The organism is Ruegeria sp. CL5 (assembly GCF_056536485.1).
In genome coordinates, this window is record NZ_JBQFPS010000005.1 from 122,879 (window position 1) to 140,005 (window position 17,127).

Sequence of the window (17,127 nt, forward strand, 5' to 3'; positions counted from 1 at the left end):
CATACAGAATCGCAAGGGCGGCCTCGAAGATCGAGTGCCGCCCTTTTCAATTCGGGATCCAAACTTCATCTGGCTAAAAATATCTCGGGGGAGGCGCGGCCTGCCGCGACGGGGGCAGAGCCCCCATCAGCGCTTGCCGTAGTACAACCCAACCACATGCTCTGCTTGCGCAAAGAACAACCAGCGTGAAACCGCGACGCCGGTCAGATGTGACATGACAGCAAACAAAGCCAGGATGTGTTTCAGGACAACGCCATCTGCTGGAAGGATAAGCAGCAGGATCGGCAACACGAAGGCCAGCGCGAAAGAGATGGCCCGCAGCTTTTGCGCGTGTTTGCGCCCGACCACATGCACGAATTCCCGCAGCAGATAGTTTGTACCGGTATGTGGCGGCTCGAACGCACGCACCGTGCCACGATTGCCAAGGCCGGTTGCGGTGCCCAGATCGGTACCAGCGTTTTGAAACGCATTGTCGCCCATGACCCAGTAAATCAGTTGCACAATGGCGGCGACGACCAGCAGCGTGGGTGCAATACTTTCCGCACCAGCGAGCAACGCGCCGCCGGCAAGGCTGAAAGTAATGAACATCGCCGGGGTCGCCCACATATTCCAGCGCGGGATGGTTTTGAGCTGGGTGTAAATCATCGAGGTCGTGAAGACCGTTGCGAGACTAAGGATGGAGCCGACAACCCCGAGAAGTGTCCACTGCTGTCCAAGGAATATCACGCCGATGGCATAAAGTCCCATCACCGACAAAGCTGCAACGGCGCAGACGCCTTCTCGGCTGAGCCAACTTGTTTTCCACTGGCTAAAGGCTTTCCATGCCCTTTCCGGGTGGCCGAGGTGGAAAGTGGAGGCCAGCAGCCCACCGACCGCCAGCGCAAAGGCGATGGCGAAGAACACGAAAGCGGTGATGCCCGAGACGTCAGGGGTGCCAAAGCCCAGAAAGTACAGAAGGCCAAAGCCAAGGCCGGACAGTGTGGTAAAGATGATAACGGAAGGGGCCGGGTGCATCAGAGCTTCTCCAGGGTCTTGTCGAGCCAGCCAAGGAAGCCCTTGGGCTCTTCGGCGACCGGGGCCAGCAGAGGGGCCAGAATGTCGATCTGCTCCTCAATCTTGTCCTTGGGTCGGGGTGGCAGATATTTGTTGACGGGTTTGGTGCCCATTTCGGGCATCAGGTCCATACCGTCACGTTCGGCGACCAGCTTGCTGACATCGCTGTCAGGATCCCCGAGGTCTCCAAAATGACGCGCGCCCGCCGGGCAGGTGCGCACGCAAGAGGGTACACGATCCACTTCGGGCAGGTTTTCGTTGTAGATTCGATCGACGCAAAGGGTGCATTTCTTCATCACACCTTCGGCCTGATCCAATTCGCGCGCACCATAGGGGCATGACCAGGCGCAAAGGCCACAGCCGATACAGTCGCTTTCGTTAACGAGAACGATACCGTCCTCAGCCCGCTTATAGCTGGCGCCGGTTGGGCAGACCGTGACGCAGGGCGCGTCTTCGCAATGCAGGCATGATTTGGGGAAGTGGATCAGTTGGGCATGCCCTTCCGCTGGCTGCACCTCGTAGGAATGCACGCGGTTGAGGAAAGTACCCGAGGGGTTTGCGCCATAGGCCTCCTGATCTGAAAGAGGCGCACCATAATTTTCGGTGTTCCAGCCTTTGCAAGAGATCACACAGGCATGGCATCCGACGCAGGTGTCCAAATCGATGACCAGACCCATTTTGCGGTCGGTAGATGTGGGGAGTTGGGTCATTTTCCTACCTTCCACGCCAGATTTTTGGGACCGGTGCCAACCGGGGATTTTATCGGATCGAACTCGGGTTGGCTTTCGGAGTCGCTTGGAGCGGTGGCTTTTTCGATCTTTACCTTCAGATCGAACCAGGCGGCCTGACCGGTGATCGGATCAGAGTTTGCCCAGCGCAGGCCGTCACCTTTAGGAGGCAGCAGCTCATGGATCAGGTGGTTCAGCAGGAAACCCTTTGTGGCCTCAGGCGCATCTTCCTGAAGTGCCCAAGCGCCTTTGCGCTTTCCGATGGCGTTCCAAGTCCACACGGTATTGTCATTTAGTGCTGCCATTTCCATGACCGGCACCGTAATTTCACCGTGCGGAGAGCTGACTTTGGCCCAGTCGCCGTCTTCCAGCCCATGTTCACGCATCAACTTGGTCGGAACGTAAAGTGGGTTGCGTCCGTGCAATTGCCGCAGCCATGCGTTTTGGGTGCCCCAGCTGTGGTACATCGCCATGGGGCGCTGCGTCAGGGCGTTGACGGTGAAGCCTTCATTGCCGGTCTGGTCGGTCTCGTACCAGATCGGCAGCGGGTCCATAGTCTCTTGAATCCGCGCGCGCAGGTGATCTGGGGGTTGGCGTTCCCCGTGACCTTCGGCGGCCAGTTGGAATTTGCGCATCGGCTCGGAATAGAGCTGGAAGAGGTAGGGCTGCGGGCTGTCATAGATACCCATGCCAACAGCCCAATCCTGATAGGCGTTGTTCCAGGGCTTATAATAGTCGGCCCCTTCGGGGATATGGGCCACGTAGAAACCGCCGTTTTCGATATAGCGGTCCAACTGGTCCGGGTTGACCTCGCCACGGCCTTCCTTGTCGCCGTTTTCGCCCCGGAAACCAGCCAATGGCCCGATGCCGGGTTTGCGTTCGTGATTCACAATGTAATCGGCGTAATCCACCCACTTGGCGCTGCCGTCTTCGTTGGTAAAGCCGGGCAGGCCCATGCGGTTGGCCAGATCGATCAGAACTGACTGGAAGCCGCGCACGTCGCGGTCGGGTTCAATCACCGGCCAGCGGATCGCGTCTGCGGCTGCCTCGGCTTCGCAGATCGGGCGATCCAGCAGCGAGATACAGTCGTGCCGTTCCAGATAGGTGGTGTCGGGCAGGATCAGATCGGCATAGGCCACCATTTCCGAACTGTAGGCGTCGGAATAGATGATGTGCGGGATCACGTATTCGCCATTCTCATCCTTATCCGTCAGCATCTCCATGACACCTTTGGTGTTCATGGTCGAGTTCCAGGACATGTTCGCCATGTACATGAACAGCGTGTCGATCTTGTAGGGATCGCCTGAATGGGCGTTCGAGATCACCATATGCATCAGCCCATGGCTGGACATCGGGTTTTCCCATGTAAACGCCTTGTCGATCCGCGCTGGGCTGCCGTCTTCTTTAAGCGCGAGGTGCTCGGGGCCGCGGACAAAACCTAGATGCGGCCCGTCCAGAGGTGTATTCGGCGTCACCTTACAGTGCGGGGTCGGATGCGCTTCGACCGGCTTGGGGTAGGGTGGCTTGAAGCGGAAACCGCCGGGGACTTCGACGGTCCCAAGCAGGATCTGCAACACATGCAGGGCGCGGCAGGTCTGGAAGCCGTTCGCGTGGGCCGAGACGCCGCGCATCGAGTGCATCGCGACGGGGCGACCGATCATCTTCGAGTGTTTTTCGCCCCGGAAATCGGTCCATTCATGGTCCAGTTCGAAGGCTTCATCAAAGGCCACACGGGCCAGTTCGGCTGCGATCGCTCGAATACGGTTCGCTGGTACGCCGCATTTATCGGCAATTGCTTCGGGCGCGTATTCATCGGCCAGATAGCGTTCTGCCATCTGGTGGAAAACCGGACGGTGCGTGACCCCATCTTTCTCGTAGGTTGCCGAGAGATCAGGCCGCACGCCCGGTTTGTCGAACGCTGTCAACTCGCCGGTTTTGCGATCAATGACCAGCGGTTTGCCGTCGTCGTCTTTCAGGAACAGACCTTTTTCCGGGCCTTCGGATGCGTTGATCAAGACCGGTGCGTTGGTGTAGCGGCTGAGGTAATCCAGATCAATTTTACCAGCCTTCATCAGCACATGGATCAGCGACATGATGAACAGGCCGTCGGTTCCGGGTGTGATTCCAACCCAGTCATCTGCAACGGCGTTATAGCCACTGCGGATTGGGTTGACCCCGATCACACGCGCGCCGCGGGCCTTGATTTTGCCGATGCCCATCTTGATGGGGTTTGAGTCGTGGTCTTCTGCAACACCAAACAGCATGAACAGCTTGGTGTGATCCCAATCAGGTTGACCAAACTCCCAAAATGCACCGCCCATCGTGTAGATGCCACCGGCTGCCATGTTCACCGAGCAGAACCCGCCATGGGCAGCATAGTTACAGGTGCCAAAATTCTGTGCCCAGAAACTGGTGAAGCTCTGGCTTTGGTCGCGGCCCGTGAAAAAGGCCAGTTTCTCGGGATTGTCTTCGCGGATCGGTTTTAGCCAACCGACAGCGATCCCCAGTGCCTCGTCCCAGCTGATTTCCTCGAACTCACCCGAACCGCGCGGTCCAACCCGTTTGAGCGGTGCGCGCAGCCGCGACGGTGCGTTCACCTGCATGATCCCTGCGCTGCCTTTGGCGCAAAGCACCCCTTTGTTCACCGGATGATCCCGGTTGCCTTCAATATAGGCGACCTTTCCATCCTTCATGTGCACGTTGATGCCGCAGCGGCAGGCGCACATGTAGCAGGTGGTGCGGCGAATCTCATCTGACACAGGCGGGGATAGGTTGAGGTTTGGTTGTTGGTTCACGTTATCTCTCTCCCTGTGGCGAATCGCCTTGGTGCCTGCGCGTGTTGGACGCTCTGGGGCGTAGGAACGCGGGGCTTAACCACTCAGAGGAAGAGAGCGCGAAAGCCTCTTCCTCTGCTTTTGTTTGACGGACCGTTTGAACCCGGTCCGGACTTTGATTTTACAGCGATCAAACCTGCTGTGGTCGCATGTCGGCCGCGTCGATTCCGGCAACTTCAACTGGCTTCTTCATCGCGTCACGGCGGAAGGGTTCACCCAGTTCCTGGTTGATCATTGCTTCGATCAGTGTGGTGATGCCGTTCTTCTGGTCTTCGACCGCCTGGCTCAGCGCAGCGGTTAACTCGTCCTGAGTGCGTGCGATGACGCCTTTCAGGCCGCACGCATTGGCTATGCCAGCATAAGACACTTTGGTGTCCAGCTCTGTGCCGACGAAGTTGTCATCGAACCACAAGGTTGAGTTACGCTTTTCTGCACCCCACTGATAGTTGCGGAACACAACCTGCGTGATGGCGGGCCATTCTTCGCGGCCGATGGCGGTCAGTTCGGTAACTGCGATGCCGAAGGCACCATCACCCGAGAAACCGACAACAGGTACATCAGGGCAGCCGATCTTGGCGCCGATGACCGAAGGCAGACCATAGCCACAGGGGCCGAACAGGCCGGGGGCCAGATATTTGCGGCCTTCTTCGAATGAAGGGTAGGCGTTGCCGATGGCGCAGTTGTTGCCGATGTCGGACGAGATAATCGCCTCTTTTGGCAGAGCGGACTGGATTGCGCGCCATGCTTTACGGGGGCTCAGCCAGTCCGGCTTGGCAGCACGGGCACGTTCGTTCCAGGTGGTGCCCGGATCGTCCTGCTCGTGATCCATCGAGGTCAGTTCTTGTGCCCAACGCGATTTGGTTTCTGCGATCTTCGCTTTGCGCGCATCACGACCTTCGTCACCGGCTGTATCAGACAGCTGATTCAGAATGTTGGTGGCAACAGTTGCCGCATCGCCCACGATACCAACCGAGACCTTCTTGGTCAGGCCGATACGGTCAGGGTTGATGTCGACCTGAATGATCTTCGCGTCTGCCGGCCAGTACTCCATGCCGTAACCCGGCAGGGTCGAGAACGGGTTCAGGCGGGTGCCGAGGCACAGAACAACGTCTGCTTCCTTGATCAACTGCATACCGGCTTTCGAGCCGTTATAGCCTAGCGGGCCAGCAAAAAGCGGGTGCGAGCCGGGGAAGGCGTCGTTGTGCTGGTAACCAACGCAAACCGGAGCGTCCAGACGCTCGGCCAGTACTTTCGACGCTTCGATGCCACCATTCGACAGAACCGTGCCTGCACCGTTCAGGATCACAGGGTTCTTTGCGTTCGACAGCAGCGCGGCAGCTTCGGACACAGCCGTTGCGCCACCCGAAGGCAGCTCGAATTCAACAACAGCAGGCAGATCGATGTCGATGACCTGAGTGAAGAAGTCGCGCGGGACGTTTATCTGCGCAGGGGCCGACGCGCGTTTGGCGTTCATGATGACGCGGCTCAGCACTTCGGCCATACGGCTGGGGTCACGCACTTCTTCCTGATAGCAAACGCAGTCGGCGAACATGCGCATCTGCTCCATCTCCTGGAAACCGCCCTGACCCATGGTCTTGTTGGCGGCCTGCGGGGTGACCAGCAGCAGCGGGGTGTGGTTCCAGTAAGCAGTCTTAACAGCGGTGACAAAGTTGGTGATGCCGGGGCCGTTCTGGGCGATCATCATCGACATTTTGCCGGTCGCGCGGGTGTAGCCATCAGCCATCATTCCGCCCGAACCTTCGTGCGCGCAATCCCAAAAAGTGATACCAGCTTTCTCAAAAATGTCAGAAATTGGCATCATCGCAGAACCGATGATTCCGAACGCATGTTCGATGCCATGCATCTGCAGGGTTTTTACAAAGGCTTCTTCGGTGGTCATCTTCATCTGCGTAATCTCCGATCATAGATGGCGGGACCAGGGTTAGGGACCCGGTTTTCTGGTCGGTTTTGGCGTACGGGTGTCTGTGGCGTTAGGGCCAGAACTGGTGGTGACTTAGGTCCAGTACGCCTCAAGACTGACGAATAGTCTCAGCGATTTGCTGGATGCCGGGTCCGATGCGCGCTGACGAAATTGCGGAATACCCCAATCGATAGTAGTTCTGCGGTCGGTTCGGTCCGGAAAAGAATGGCTCGCCCGGTTCAATGTGGACGCTTTGACGCTGCAGATCGCTTGCCAGTTTCGTCGTGTCGATACGTTCTGGTGCCTGCATCCAGATCGAAGAGCCGCCAAGCATGCCGCGACCTGCCACCGTCAGGCCATACTGCTTGATCGCTTCTTCAATTGCTTCTCGTCGGCGTTGCAGTGTTTTGGACATACGCCTGATCTGCGCGTCGTAGTGACCGAGCGACAGAAAATAGGCTGCTGTGCGCTGCATGTGGCCAGGAGGGTGGCGCAGCACGAGTGACCGGAGTGCCCGGGCTTCGCGGATAAAGGGCTCGGAACCGACCATGTAACCCAGACGAAGCCCCGGAAACAGAGATTTTGAGAAGCTGCCTACATAGATCACCCGCCCGTCCCGATCCATCGATCGCAGCGCTGGCGACGGTGCACCCAGAAATGACATCTCGAACTCATAGTCATCCTCGACAATCATCGCGTCCAATTCCCGGGCGCGGCTCAACAGGGCATTGCGGCGATCAACCGGCATCGTTGCGGTGGTAGGGCACTGGTGGCTGGGAGTGGTGAAAATTACGTCAGTATCATCCGGTATCGTATCTGGGAGCAAACCCTCACGATCAACCTTCAGATAGGATAGCTGGCAGTCTGAGTGGATTAGAAGATCACGCAAGGCGTAATAGCAGGGATCCTCAATCGCGGCTCTTCGATTACGGTTAAGCAAAATGCGCGAGGCCAGCCAAAGTGCGTTCTGAGCACCCAGAGTGATCAGGATTTCCTCGGGCCGAGCCACGATGCCTCTGCGTGGCAGAGTGTGTCTTGCAATGAATTCAAGCAGCAGAGGATCATCCTGGTCGACATAGTCCCCGGTCAATGAATGGAAATCTTTGTGTCCAAGCGCCCTTACTGCACAGAGGCGCCAGTTTGCGTGGTCGAACAGTTTTCTGTCGACCTGACCATAGATGAACGGATAGCGGTAATCGCGCCAGTTGCTAGGCTTGGTCAATACATCGCCATCCGAAAAACGGCGGGCAAAGGCACGGTCCCAGTCTACATTCTCGTTATCACGCCGAACCGGGGCATAGGTTGGCGGCACCGGAGCGTTTTCCGACACATAGTATCCCGACCGGCCTTTGGCGGTCAGATAATCGTTTGCCAGAAGCTCAGTGTAGGCAAGGGTAACGGTAATCCGGCTGACACCCAGATGAGCCGCAAGTTTGCGGGACGAGGGCAGTTTCTCGCCAACATGAAAACGCCCTGAAAGAATGCCTTCGGCGATCAGCTGCTGAAGCTGCGCCTGCAACGTGCCTTGCCCGTTGCGCTCAAGAAAGAACGTGTCGACCGAAATGCCCATGGCGTCGTTATAGGCTGGACTTAAGTTGGAAGCAATCTGGACTTATAGCTGTTCGCATCTGTTTGGTTGACGTTGGTTGGTTATTGAACTATATAACTAGAAAGCTAGTTATATGGAGAAAGCTTGTGTGGGAAGAAGCCGCTGCCGGTTTTTCGGCCATGGGGTCCGAAGCCCGGCTGAAAGTTCTGAAGACGTTGGTGCGCGCCGGCGAGACCGGGCTGACTGTCGGAGAAATCCAGTCTCGTACGGGCATCGCACCGTCGACATTGGCGCATCATCTGCGGTTTCTCGCTGCTGGTGGTGTTGTCGAACAAGAAAAGATCGGGCGCACTACAATCAATCGGGCTTGCTTTGATGAGTTGAGAAATCTCGCACAGTTCATCCTCAGTGAATGCTGTGCAGATGAGGTGGAAAAGGCCGCGAACGATGGCTGAGTTGACCCAAAACCCCAAACCTTCAGCGAGAAATCTGGTCAGTCTGATCAAAACGCCGTGGGCGCTGATCGTGGTCATCCTGGTGCTGGTGGCCGTTCTTGACCCAAGCAACTGGGCCGAAATCGTGACATTTGCCGGTAAGGCACTTGCGCATACAGGGCAATACATCCTGTTTGCCGTTTTGCTGCTGTCCTACCTCAAGGCAACCGGAGCTGAAGTGATGGTAGCCCGCGCGTTTGAAGGGCGTGAGACGCGGATGATTTTTCTTGCAGCTTTGTTTGGCGGACTGGCGCCCTTTTGTTCCTGCGAAGTCATCCCGTTCATCGCGGGATTGCTGGCCCTGGGTGCGCCCTTATCGGCTGTAATGGCTTTCTGGCTCAGTTCCCCGCTTATCGACCCGCCGACATTGCTTATCACAGCTGGTGCGTTGGGCTGGCCGTTTGCGATCGGCAAAGCCGTGGCTGCTGTTGCCTTGGGGCTGTTCGGCGGATTCGCCGTACGCGCCCTGATGAAAGGCGGTGCGTTCGCACAGCCGTTGCGTGAATACAAACCAGCGGGATGCTGTGGATGCGGACCAAAGAAGGATGACAAGCCCGTATGGCAGTTCTGGAAGGAGCCTGAACGCCGCACGCGTTTTCGGGCTGAGTTTGTCCACAACGGTTTATTCCTGCTGAAATGGCTGGCCTTTGCTTACGTGCTCGAAGCACTGCTGGTCAGCTATGTTCCAGCGGACCTGATTGCCAGAGTCGTCGGCGGTGAAGGCGTTGTTCCCATCGTTGTAGCGGCATTGGTCGGAATGCCGGCCTATCTGAACTCTTACGTCGCGCCACCGCTGCTGGCAGGCCTTATGGAACAGGGTATGAGCGCAGGTGCTGCGATGTCTTTCATGGTGGCTGGAGCCGTCAGCTCAATCCCAGCAATGGCGGCGGTGTGGTCGCTGGTTAAACCACGCGTATTCGCAACCTATCTAGGGCTGGGCATCAGCGGGGCCATCATCGCAGGCATCGCATTCCAGATGATCTGAATGAAAAACTGCCCGGTGCAGACACCGGGCGGTTTTGCTTTACTAACCTGTTTCGCAGTACCGCGGCAGCTTGAACCTGTATCGCGGCTCACCGCTCGCCACGTACACACGTTTTTCGATGCAGGCCTCAGTGCCCACTGAACGCGCAATAGGGCTTTCTGTAGACGTAATCGAAGTTGCCGAACCATCAGGCAGGCGCACCGATGCAATAACCCCGTTTTTGAGGTCTCCATTAATCGGCGTCGCTGACAAAACGGCAACGGTTAGAAACGCTTCGTGCTCGTGCTTGCCGTCGTCATTCAGCAACAATAAGCCTGCAACGATGGCAATCATTGCGATGGCGCCGGTGATCGCCAACCACCAGGATTTCAAGAACACATAGATCGATACGGCGCGGTGCGGTCCAAAAACTGCTGACAGAATGCTAAGCATCAGTTTCCCTTGGGAATGTGACCCCGATTATTGGGTACCAGGGCCGTTAGCGTCTCAGGGGCGCAGATCGTCTTCGTCTTCTTCGTCGCCGCCACCTTTGGGCAGGTTGAAGAAGCTATCGGCATCAACGATTGGCTCATCGTCTTCTTTGTCTTCAGGCTCGTCGGACAGCGAGAACGTCTCTAGGCCTTCAATCGCGGTCGGGATCTTTGGTGCAGAATCCATTTCCAGAGATTGCTCGGTCGACACCAGCTTGCGACGCTCATCATCGCTCATAACGCCGCCTTCAGCAGCTTTCTTGGCCGCTGCCTTCTGCACGATGGCATCCAGTTCGGACTGTTTGCACAGGCCCAGAGCAACCGGATCGATCGGCTGCATGTTCGAGATGTTCCAGTGCGTCCGCTCGCGGATCGACTGGATGGTCGGCTTGGTGGTGCCAACCAGCTTGGCGATCTGACCATCGCTGAGTTCCGGGTGGAACTTGACCAGCCACAGGATCGAGTTCGGACGATCCTGCCGCTTGGACAATGGGGTATACCGCGGGCCGCGGCGCTTTTCTTCGCCTGAAGCCGCCGGGTTGAATTTGAGTTTCAGCTTGTGCAGCGGATTGTTCTGCGCGGTATCAATCTCTTCCTGAGTCAGCTGGTTGTTGGCAATCGGATCAAATCCTTTGACACCAGCAGCCACATCACCATCCGCGATGCCCTGCACCTCAAGCTCGTGCATCCCTACGAAATCCGCGATCTGCTTGAAGCTGATCGTGGTGTTGTCCACCAGCCATACGGCGGTTGCCTTGGCCATAAGCGGTTTTGCCATCAGCCCGTCTCCTATAAATACATCTGTCCCGTCGCCGGAATGCGGCGGCCCCGAGGCTTTGGGGCAGGTTTCCGTTGTCGGGGAACTTGGGGCCTATATAGTCGCGACAGCTAAAGAAGGGAAGAGGTGAATGCGCCAAGGTATTCTGGGGCTGGTATTGTGGTTCTTCAGCGCGATGGCAGCGCTGGCCGATGGCGAGCAAGCGGGAGAATTCGACTACTATGTCCTGTCGCTCAGCTGGTCACCCAATTGGTGCGCCCGCGAGGGGGATGCGCGCGGATCGGATCAATGCGATGCCCGGCACGATCACGGATGGATCCTGCACGGGCTATGGCCGCAATATCACCAGGGCTGGCCCTCTTACTGCCGCACGGTTGAGGCTCCGCCATCACGCCGTATGACGCGGGAAATGGAGGACATTCAGGGCTCATCCGGGCTGGCATGGCATCAATGGAAAAAGCACGGAACTTGCTCGGGTCTGAGTGCGCCAGACTATTTTGCGCTGTCACGAAAGGCCTATGGAGGCGTCACGCGACCCGACGTGTTTCGTAAACTCGATGCGTCGATCAAATTGCCTGCTTCGGTGGTAAAAGAAGCATTTCTCAAGGCCAACGCCAATCTGGAACCAGACATGATCACGATCACCTGCAAGCAGGGATATATCGAAGAGGTCCGCCTGTGCCTGTCCCGCGATCTCAAACCCGTTCCATGTGGCCGGGATGTTATCCGCGACTGCACTGCCAAAGACGCCGTGTTTGATCCGATTCGTTAAAGCTTTTTGTTCTGGCAATCGCGCGCATATTCCAGCGCTTTGGCCGTGCCTTTCAGATCAATTGCCATGACAGTCTGACCCTCTGGGTTGTAAACGGTCATGGTCTTGTTCTGCGCAATCGAGGTGACGAAACTCCGGTCGGTAAAGAACACCGTCGCGCCGGGCACACGATCCTGTTTGAACCCGATGGCGGTGGCGTCAAAGCTTTTGCCGTCCAACTCGAACTGGATCGGGTAGCTCTGCCCTGGTTTGATGTCGCCCCAAGCCTTGTTGTAAACGGTGAAATATCCACGATTGTCCAGCGCGTCATAGCCCAGCCGCACCACCGAAAGATCCTGATACACCGTCTGGATCAGGCACCCATTGCCGAGGTTGGGGTCCATCATGATGTTCCAGCCTTCGACAAAGCCCTTGTCGATGAGTTCCTGCGACAGGGCGGCGGTGGCGGTGAAGGCGGCTAGGGTCAAGGCAAAAAGTCGGGACATCAGATCATTCCAAATCGTAAGTGGCACTGACCCTTAGTAACCGCAAACCATTCTCTTCCAAAGAGAATTCGAGAGATTCAAACTGCAGGGTGGTTCATCCTATTATTTTACCAGTTGATTAATTAACCATGTGGTTTATTAATGGGATTATGACTGACGACAAAAAATTGGATTTTGCATTTGCCGCTCTTGCGCACCCTGCGCGCCGCGCCATGCTGGCGCGATTGGCACAAGGAGAAGCAACAGTAAAAGAACTGGCCGAGCCGTTCGATGTAAGCATGCCGGCAATCTCTAAACATCTTCGTGTTTTGGAAGAGGCCGGGCTGATTGAGCGTTCAAGAAACGCTCAATTCCGACCCTGCAGACTAAACCCGGAGCCTTTGGAATCGATTGCAAACTGGACTGACCAATATCGTCATATTTGGGAGGTTCGGTTTGAAGCGATGGAAAAACTACTTAGCGAAATAAAGGATTTGAATGATGAGTGACTCAGAAAACTGGGTGCGAATTGTGCAGGAATTCCAGGCTCCGGCGAACCGGGTCTGGCGTATGTGGACCGATCCGGCGCTTTTCCAGAAATGGTATGGGCCCAAAGGGTTCTCAGTTCCAACTGCAGAGATCGATTTGCGTGTCGGAGGTATACGAAAGGTCTGTATGGAAATGAAAACGCCGGATACCACCATGAGGATGTGGTTTACTGGCGTTTATAAAGAAATCTCAGAACCGTCCCGGTTAGTCTATACCGAGAGCATATGTGACGAGGATGGGAATATTCTTTCGCCAAAAGATATGGGGATGCCCGAGGGAAGCCCAGACATAACCGAGGTGATTATTGATCTTCTCGAACAGGATGGTAGGACACGCATGACCATGGTCCATCGGGGTGTGCCTGCCGGAAGTGCAGGCGAAGGCGGATGGAAGCAAGCATTCGAGAAGCTGGATGCTGTTCTCAATGAAAGATGATGCTTCGGCTTTGGTCTGACGGTCTAAAGTTCCTTCCTTGCCCTAAGCGCTGCTGTGATCGTCCCATCATCCAGATAATCCAACTCACCTCCAATCGGGACGCCCTGCGCTAGGGAAGTCAGGCGGACCTGTCCATCGAGTTGATCGGCGATGTAGTGTGCGGTGGTTTGGCCATCAACGGTGGCGTTTAGGGCGAGGATGATCTCGTTGATACCCTCGGCCAGAACCCGATCCTTTAGCCGAGGAATACGTAATTCATCCGGGCCAACGCCATCCAGTGCTGACAATGTGCCGCCCAAAACATGGTAGCGACCCTTGAAAACCCCGGCGCGCTCCATCGCCCAGAGGTCGGCGACGTCTTCTACGACGCACAGTTCCCCGGTTGCACGGTCTTCGCTATTGCAGATGTCGCAGATATCGGTTGTGCCCACATTGCCGCAGTTTAGGCATTCACGGGCAGTGACAGCCACCTGCTGCATGGCATCTGAAAGCGGCGTTAGAAGCAGGGCGCGTTTGCGGATCAGGTGCAGGACGGCGCGTCGGGCCGAGCGAGGGCCGAGGCCGGGCAGCTTGGCCATAAGGTCGATCAGATTGTCGATGTCGCTGTTCGAACTCACCGCGAAGCTCCTGCAAAGAGGCCGGGTAAGTAAGCCCCGGCCATTGATCCGTCAGGAGGGTGTATCAGAACGGCAGCTTGATGTCTGCGGGCAGACCCATGCTTTCGGTCAGCTTGGCCATTTCAGCCTGCGAGCGCTCCTGCGCCTTGGTCTGGGCGTCCTTGATCGCAGCGAGGATGAGATCCTCGACCACTTCCTTGTCATCGCCGTTGAAGATCGACGGGTCGATATCCAGACCTTTTAACTCACCCTTGGCAGTCGCGGTGGCTTTGACCAGCCCGGCGCCAGATTCACCGACAACCATCAGGTTGTTCAGCTCTTCCTGCATCTCGGTCATCTTGCTCTGCAAGTCCTGTGCAGATTTCATCATTTTGGCCATGTCACCCAGGCCGCCGAGTCCTTTAAGCATCGGTAATCTCCTGTCACTCGATTTGAGGCCTAGATACGAAGCGTAACCGCGCGACACAAGAGGTCAGGACACTCCCGCCCGTCGTCAAGACCTTTGACAAGACCTTTCCTCCCGTTTGGCCCGGGCAGGATCGTCGGCGTCAGCCGAGGAGCCGTGGCGGCACGGGAGCACCTGGCTGAATTGAGGAGATCGCTTACAGGATCAGTCTTCCTCGAACGGATCCCATTCGTCATCTACTTCGGGCAGGGCTTCAGTTTCGACCTGAGCAGCGCGTTGCTCGGCTGTTTCGATGCTTCTGATCCGCGCTTTCGGGAAATGACTCAGAACCGCTTGCACCAGTGGATGCTTTTCCGCTTCGGCTTTGAGAGCCAGATCAGCAGCATCCCGAACTTCCGCAATTGTCGGAGCGTCGCCTTCTGAGACAATCGATACTGCCCAACGGTTACCCGTCCAGCGCTGCAGCGATGCACCCAACCGTTGAGATAGATCGGTCGGGGCATTGTCGGTCGGGGTAAATTCAATCCGTCCCGGTTGGTACGACACGAGGCGTACCCCGTTTTCGACCTCGACCAACAGTTTCACATCCCGGTTGGCACGGATTAATTCAACCACATGTTCAAAAGTGGGATACCGCGCTAGTGCTGCCTGTACGTCCTGAGCCAGAGCAGCACTCGGTCCGCCTGCATTCCCACCGATGGCCGAAGAGGTATAGGCCGGTCTGGCAGAGGCCTGTGGCGCAGGGCTCGCCTGGCCTGGCACTCCGATGCCCGATCCTGGCCCGCCATTGGGGGGTGGAGGTGCATCCTTTAAGCGCTTGATCAGTTCTTCCGGACTTGGCAGGTCGGCCACATGGGTCAGGCGGATCACAGCCATTTCTGCGGCCATCATGGCGTTGGGTGCAGCCGAGACCTCTTCCAGAGCTTTGAGCAGCATTTGCCACATGCGGGTCAGAACACGCATTGGCAGCGCTTCGGCCATCTGTTGGCCTCGGGCACGTTCGTCGGGTGAAACGGTTGGATCTTCGGCGGCATCAGGGGTGATTTTGACCACTGAAACCCAATGGGTGATCTCAGCCAGATCGCGGAGCACAGCCAGAGGATCAGCACCTTCTGCATATTGTCCGCTAAGTTCGGTCAAAGCACCGGCCGCATCACCGCGCAGGATCATGTCCATCAGATCCAGCACTCGACCCCGATCCGCCAGCCCGAGCATGGCGCGCACCTGATCTGCGCTGGTTTCACCCGCACCGTGCGAAATCGCCTGATCCAACAGCGAGGTTGCGTCACGGGCGGATCCTTCGGCGGCTCGGGTGATTAGCGCCAATGCGTCATCGGCGATCTGCGCATTCTCGGATTCAGCGATCTTGCGCAACAGGCCGATCATATCTTCGGGTTCGATCCGCCTCAGATCGAAACGTTGGCAGCGCGACAAAACCGTGACCGGGACCTTGCGGATCTCGGTCGTGGCGAAGATGAATTTCACATGCTCGGGTGGTTCCTCAAGCGTCTTGAGCAGCGCGTTGAAAGCGCTGGTCGATAGCATGTGGACCTCGTCGATAATGTAAATCTTGTAGCGTGCGCTGGCGGCACGGTAGCGGACACTGTCGATGATTTCACGGATGTCGTTCACACCAGTCCGGCTGGCGGCGTCCATCTCCATCACATCGACGTGGCGGCCTTCCATGATGGCGACGCAATGCTCGCACTGACCGCAGGGTTCGGTGGTGGGTTTACCTTCGCCATCAGGCCCAATGCAATTCATCCCCTTCGCGATGATCCGGGCTGTGGTTGTTTTACCGGTGCCACGGATGCCGGTCATGATAAAGGCCTGAGCGATCCGGTCCGCCTCGAACGCGTTTTTCAGTGTGCGTACCATCGCGTCCTGACCGACCAGATCGGCAAAGGTTTCAGGACGGTATTTGCGGGCAAGAACCTGGTAGGCGGGGCTTGGCGTATCGGTCATGTCTGCTCTGTCGGATTCGAGTTATGCCGCAGCGTAGAGGGCCCCGCTGTCCGCGTCCACAGCAAGCCGCGAGGATTTTCATTTTGGATTGCTGGCCGACGCGGTTAATATCGTACAGTCTAAGACCAGCCAGAAAGATTTTCTGATCAGCGTTTCGGGGGGAGCGTAGAATGGCTCAGATTGTTATCCATGCACTTCAAGTGGGCGGGGGCACGCTTGCGTTAACTTCAATGCCAGGGCGAGGAGGAGACTATTCCGGTGATCTTGATGCGGTTGCCGGATGGAAGCCCGGCCTTATTCTGTCAATGACTACCGAGGTCGAGATGATCCTTGATGGCGCCAGGGATTTTGGGGCCGATGTTCGCAGCCGCGCTTGTCGCTGGGTTCATCTGCCAGTCGAGGATTACGGTATACCCTCCGACGACATTGATATGCGCTGGGTGGATGCCAGCGAGTCTGCTCGCCACGCATTGTCGGGTGGAGGCCGAGTACTAATCCACTGCAAAGGCGGATGTGGCCGCTCTGGTATGGCTGTATTACGCTTGATGGTCGAGTGTGGAGAGCACCCGGACGAGGCATTGAAAAGGTTGCGAGCGATACGCCCATGTGCAGTTGAAACCGACGCGCAGCTGCGCTGGGCGACTGCGCCTGCCAGTGTCTTGGTAGCCGAATAGCGATCAAGCCGACGGACGGTATTCAGCCTGCGCCCGAGTACTTCCGCCCAGGGTTAACACTTCCAGCATCGCGCAAGGCGGTCGGGACAAGGTGCCTCCAGGGATGGGGTGCGAGTCCGTGCCAAACATCAGGTCTGCATAACTGTCCAGATGGTCGATCGCGACGTCTGAATCCGCATCACAGAACACTCGGGTTTCTTCGGGACCGGAGCGAAATCGGGCGGTGCACCCACTGGCGCAATGAGTCAAATCGCAGCTTCCTTCGATTCCGAATCCTGCGGTGGTCGTGGGGCCAGCTTTTCCAACCGAAGTGGCCAGTGCCCGTGCCAGTCGTGCCAAAGCGGGGCAGTTTTTCCCGGTCCGTTGGCAAATTGTTGCCGAGAATTTATGCGTGTTGGTCTTCCAGATCATTCATGCGCCCTCCGCGCAGGGC

At 57.1% G+C, this 17,127-nt stretch carries 18 protein-coding genes; 6 read left to right on the top strand and 12 right to left on the bottom strand.

The window, feature by feature from the left end; translation table 11 throughout:
• Positions 1 to 126: 126 nt before the first annotated feature.
• From ACR0IU_RS10550 to pdxR, 5 genes are all read right to left on the bottom strand, one after another.
• The gene (locus ACR0IU_RS10550) at positions 127 to 1,014 is read right to left on the bottom strand and encodes a dimethyl sulfoxide reductase anchor subunit family protein (protein ID WP_480716215.1); all 888 of its coding nucleotides are present in this window, start codon (positions 1,012 to 1,014) and stop codon (positions 127 to 129) included.
• On the bottom strand, positions 1,014 to 1,763 hold the full coding sequence (locus ACR0IU_RS10555; protein ID WP_480716216.1) for a 4Fe-4S dicluster domain-containing protein: 750 nt from the start codon (positions 1,761 to 1,763) through the stop codon (positions 1,014 to 1,016). The genes ACR0IU_RS10550 and ACR0IU_RS10555 overlap by 1 nt, the downstream gene beginning before the upstream one ends.
• Complete coding sequence (locus tag ACR0IU_RS10560) at positions 1,760 to 4,576, bottom strand: molybdopterin oxidoreductase family protein (protein ID WP_480716217.1); 2,817 nt, start codon at positions 4,574 to 4,576, stop codon at positions 1,760 to 1,762. Before ACR0IU_RS10560 ends, ACR0IU_RS10555 begins: the two co-directional genes overlap by 4 nt.
• 169 nt (positions 4,577 to 4,745) lie before the next feature.
• On the bottom strand, positions 4,746 to 6,521 hold the full coding sequence (xsc, locus tag ACR0IU_RS10565) for a sulfoacetaldehyde acetyltransferase (RefSeq protein ID WP_480716218.1): 1,776 nt from the start codon (positions 6,519 to 6,521) through the stop codon (positions 4,746 to 4,748).
• 124 nt (positions 6,522 to 6,645) lie between these two features.
• The gene (pdxR, locus tag ACR0IU_RS10570; RefSeq protein WP_170476169.1) at positions 6,646 to 8,106 is read right to left on the bottom strand and encodes a MocR-like pyridoxine biosynthesis transcription factor PdxR; all 1,461 of its coding nucleotides are present in this window, start codon (positions 8,104 to 8,106) and stop codon (positions 6,646 to 6,648) included.
• Positions 8,107 to 8,231: 125 nt separating this feature from the next.
• On the opposite strand from pdxR, the gene ACR0IU_RS10575 reads away from it, so the two are divergent.
• Both ACR0IU_RS10575 and ACR0IU_RS10580 read left to right on the top strand, forming a co-directional pair.
• Positions 8,232 to 8,540 (top strand): ArsR/SmtB family transcription factor, encoded by a 309-nt coding sequence (locus ACR0IU_RS10575; protein WP_170476167.1) that lies wholly within the window; start codon positions 8,232 to 8,234, stop codon positions 8,538 to 8,540.
• A complete protein-coding gene (locus ACR0IU_RS10580) occupies positions 8,533 to 9,564 on the top strand; it encodes a permease (protein WP_170780810.1) in 1,032 nt (343 codons plus the stop codon). The genes ACR0IU_RS10575 and ACR0IU_RS10580 overlap by 8 nt, the downstream gene beginning before the upstream one ends.
• A 42-nt stretch (positions 9,565 to 9,606) precedes the next feature.
• Here ACR0IU_RS10580 and ACR0IU_RS10585 read toward each other — a convergent pair whose 3' ends face one another.
• Entirely contained in the window at positions 9,607 to 9,996 is a 390-nt protein-coding gene (locus tag ACR0IU_RS10585; RefSeq protein ID WP_170780809.1) for a hypothetical protein, read from the bottom strand.
• 54 nt (positions 9,997 to 10,050) lie between these two features.
• Positions 10,051 to 10,812: a DUF1013 domain-containing protein gene (locus ACR0IU_RS10590; RefSeq protein WP_170476161.1), complete on the bottom strand. Its 762-nt coding sequence runs from the start codon at positions 10,810 to 10,812 to the stop codon at positions 10,051 to 10,053.
• A gap of 130 nt (positions 10,813 to 10,942) precedes the next feature.
• On the opposite strand from ACR0IU_RS10590, the gene ACR0IU_RS10595 reads away from it, so the two are divergent.
• Positions 10,943 to 11,584, top strand: coding sequence for a ribonuclease T2 family protein (locus tag ACR0IU_RS10595; protein ID WP_480716219.1), 642 nt, complete (start codon positions 10,943 to 10,945; stop codon positions 11,582 to 11,584).
• Here the strand turns inward: ACR0IU_RS10595 and ACR0IU_RS10600 are convergent.
• Entirely contained in the window at positions 11,581 to 12,069 is a 489-nt protein-coding gene (locus tag ACR0IU_RS10600; RefSeq protein WP_480716220.1) for a hypothetical protein, read from the bottom strand. The genes ACR0IU_RS10595 and ACR0IU_RS10600 overlap by 4 nt on opposite strands.
• Before the next feature lie 149 nt (positions 12,070 to 12,218).
• On the opposite strand from ACR0IU_RS10600, the gene ACR0IU_RS10605 reads away from it, so the two are divergent.
• Together ACR0IU_RS10605 and ACR0IU_RS10610 are read left to right on the top strand one after the other, a co-directional pair.
• On the top strand, positions 12,219 to 12,557 hold the full coding sequence (locus ACR0IU_RS10605) for an ArsR/SmtB family transcription factor (protein ID WP_260023239.1): 339 nt from the start codon (positions 12,219 to 12,221) through the stop codon (positions 12,555 to 12,557).
• Positions 12,550 to 13,032 (top strand): SRPBCC family protein, encoded by a 483-nt coding sequence (locus ACR0IU_RS10610; protein ID WP_480716221.1) that lies wholly within the window; start codon positions 12,550 to 12,552, stop codon positions 13,030 to 13,032. Before ACR0IU_RS10605 ends, ACR0IU_RS10610 begins: the two co-directional genes overlap by 8 nt.
• A gap of 23 nt (positions 13,033 to 13,055) precedes the next feature.
• Here the strand turns inward: ACR0IU_RS10610 and recR are convergent, their stop codons facing one another.
• The 3 genes from recR to ACR0IU_RS10625 form a co-directional block, all read right to left on the bottom strand.
• The gene (gene recR / locus ACR0IU_RS10615; RefSeq protein WP_170780804.1) at positions 13,056 to 13,649 is read right to left on the bottom strand and encodes a recombination mediator RecR; all 594 of its coding nucleotides are present in this window, start codon (positions 13,647 to 13,649) and stop codon (positions 13,056 to 13,058) included.
• A 64-nt stretch (positions 13,650 to 13,713) separates the two neighbouring features.
• Positions 13,714 to 14,058 (bottom strand): YbaB/EbfC family nucleoid-associated protein, encoded by a 345-nt coding sequence (locus tag ACR0IU_RS10620; RefSeq protein WP_170545118.1) that lies wholly within the window; start codon positions 14,056 to 14,058, stop codon positions 13,714 to 13,716.
• Between the two features lie 201 nt (positions 14,059 to 14,259).
• Positions 14,260 to 16,020 carry a DNA polymerase III subunit gamma/tau gene (locus tag ACR0IU_RS10625; RefSeq protein ID WP_480716222.1) on the bottom strand — a complete coding sequence of 587 codons (1,761 nt, stop codon included), beginning with the start codon at positions 16,018 to 16,020 and terminating at the stop codon, positions 14,260 to 14,262.
• A gap of 170 nt (positions 16,021 to 16,190) precedes the next feature.
• Between ACR0IU_RS10625 and ACR0IU_RS10630 the strand changes: the two genes are divergently transcribed.
• On the top strand, positions 16,191 to 16,694 hold the full coding sequence (locus ACR0IU_RS10630; RefSeq protein ID WP_480716223.1) for a protein-tyrosine phosphatase family protein: 504 nt from the start codon (positions 16,191 to 16,193) through the stop codon (positions 16,692 to 16,694).
• 3 nt (positions 16,695 to 16,697) lie between these two features.
• On the opposite strand, the gene ACR0IU_RS10635 is transcribed toward ACR0IU_RS10630, so the two are convergent.
• Positions 16,698 to 17,105 (bottom strand): hypothetical protein, encoded by a 408-nt coding sequence (locus ACR0IU_RS10635; RefSeq protein ID WP_480716224.1) that lies wholly within the window; start codon positions 17,103 to 17,105, stop codon positions 16,698 to 16,700.
• Positions 17,106 to 17,127 lie beyond the last annotated feature (22 nt).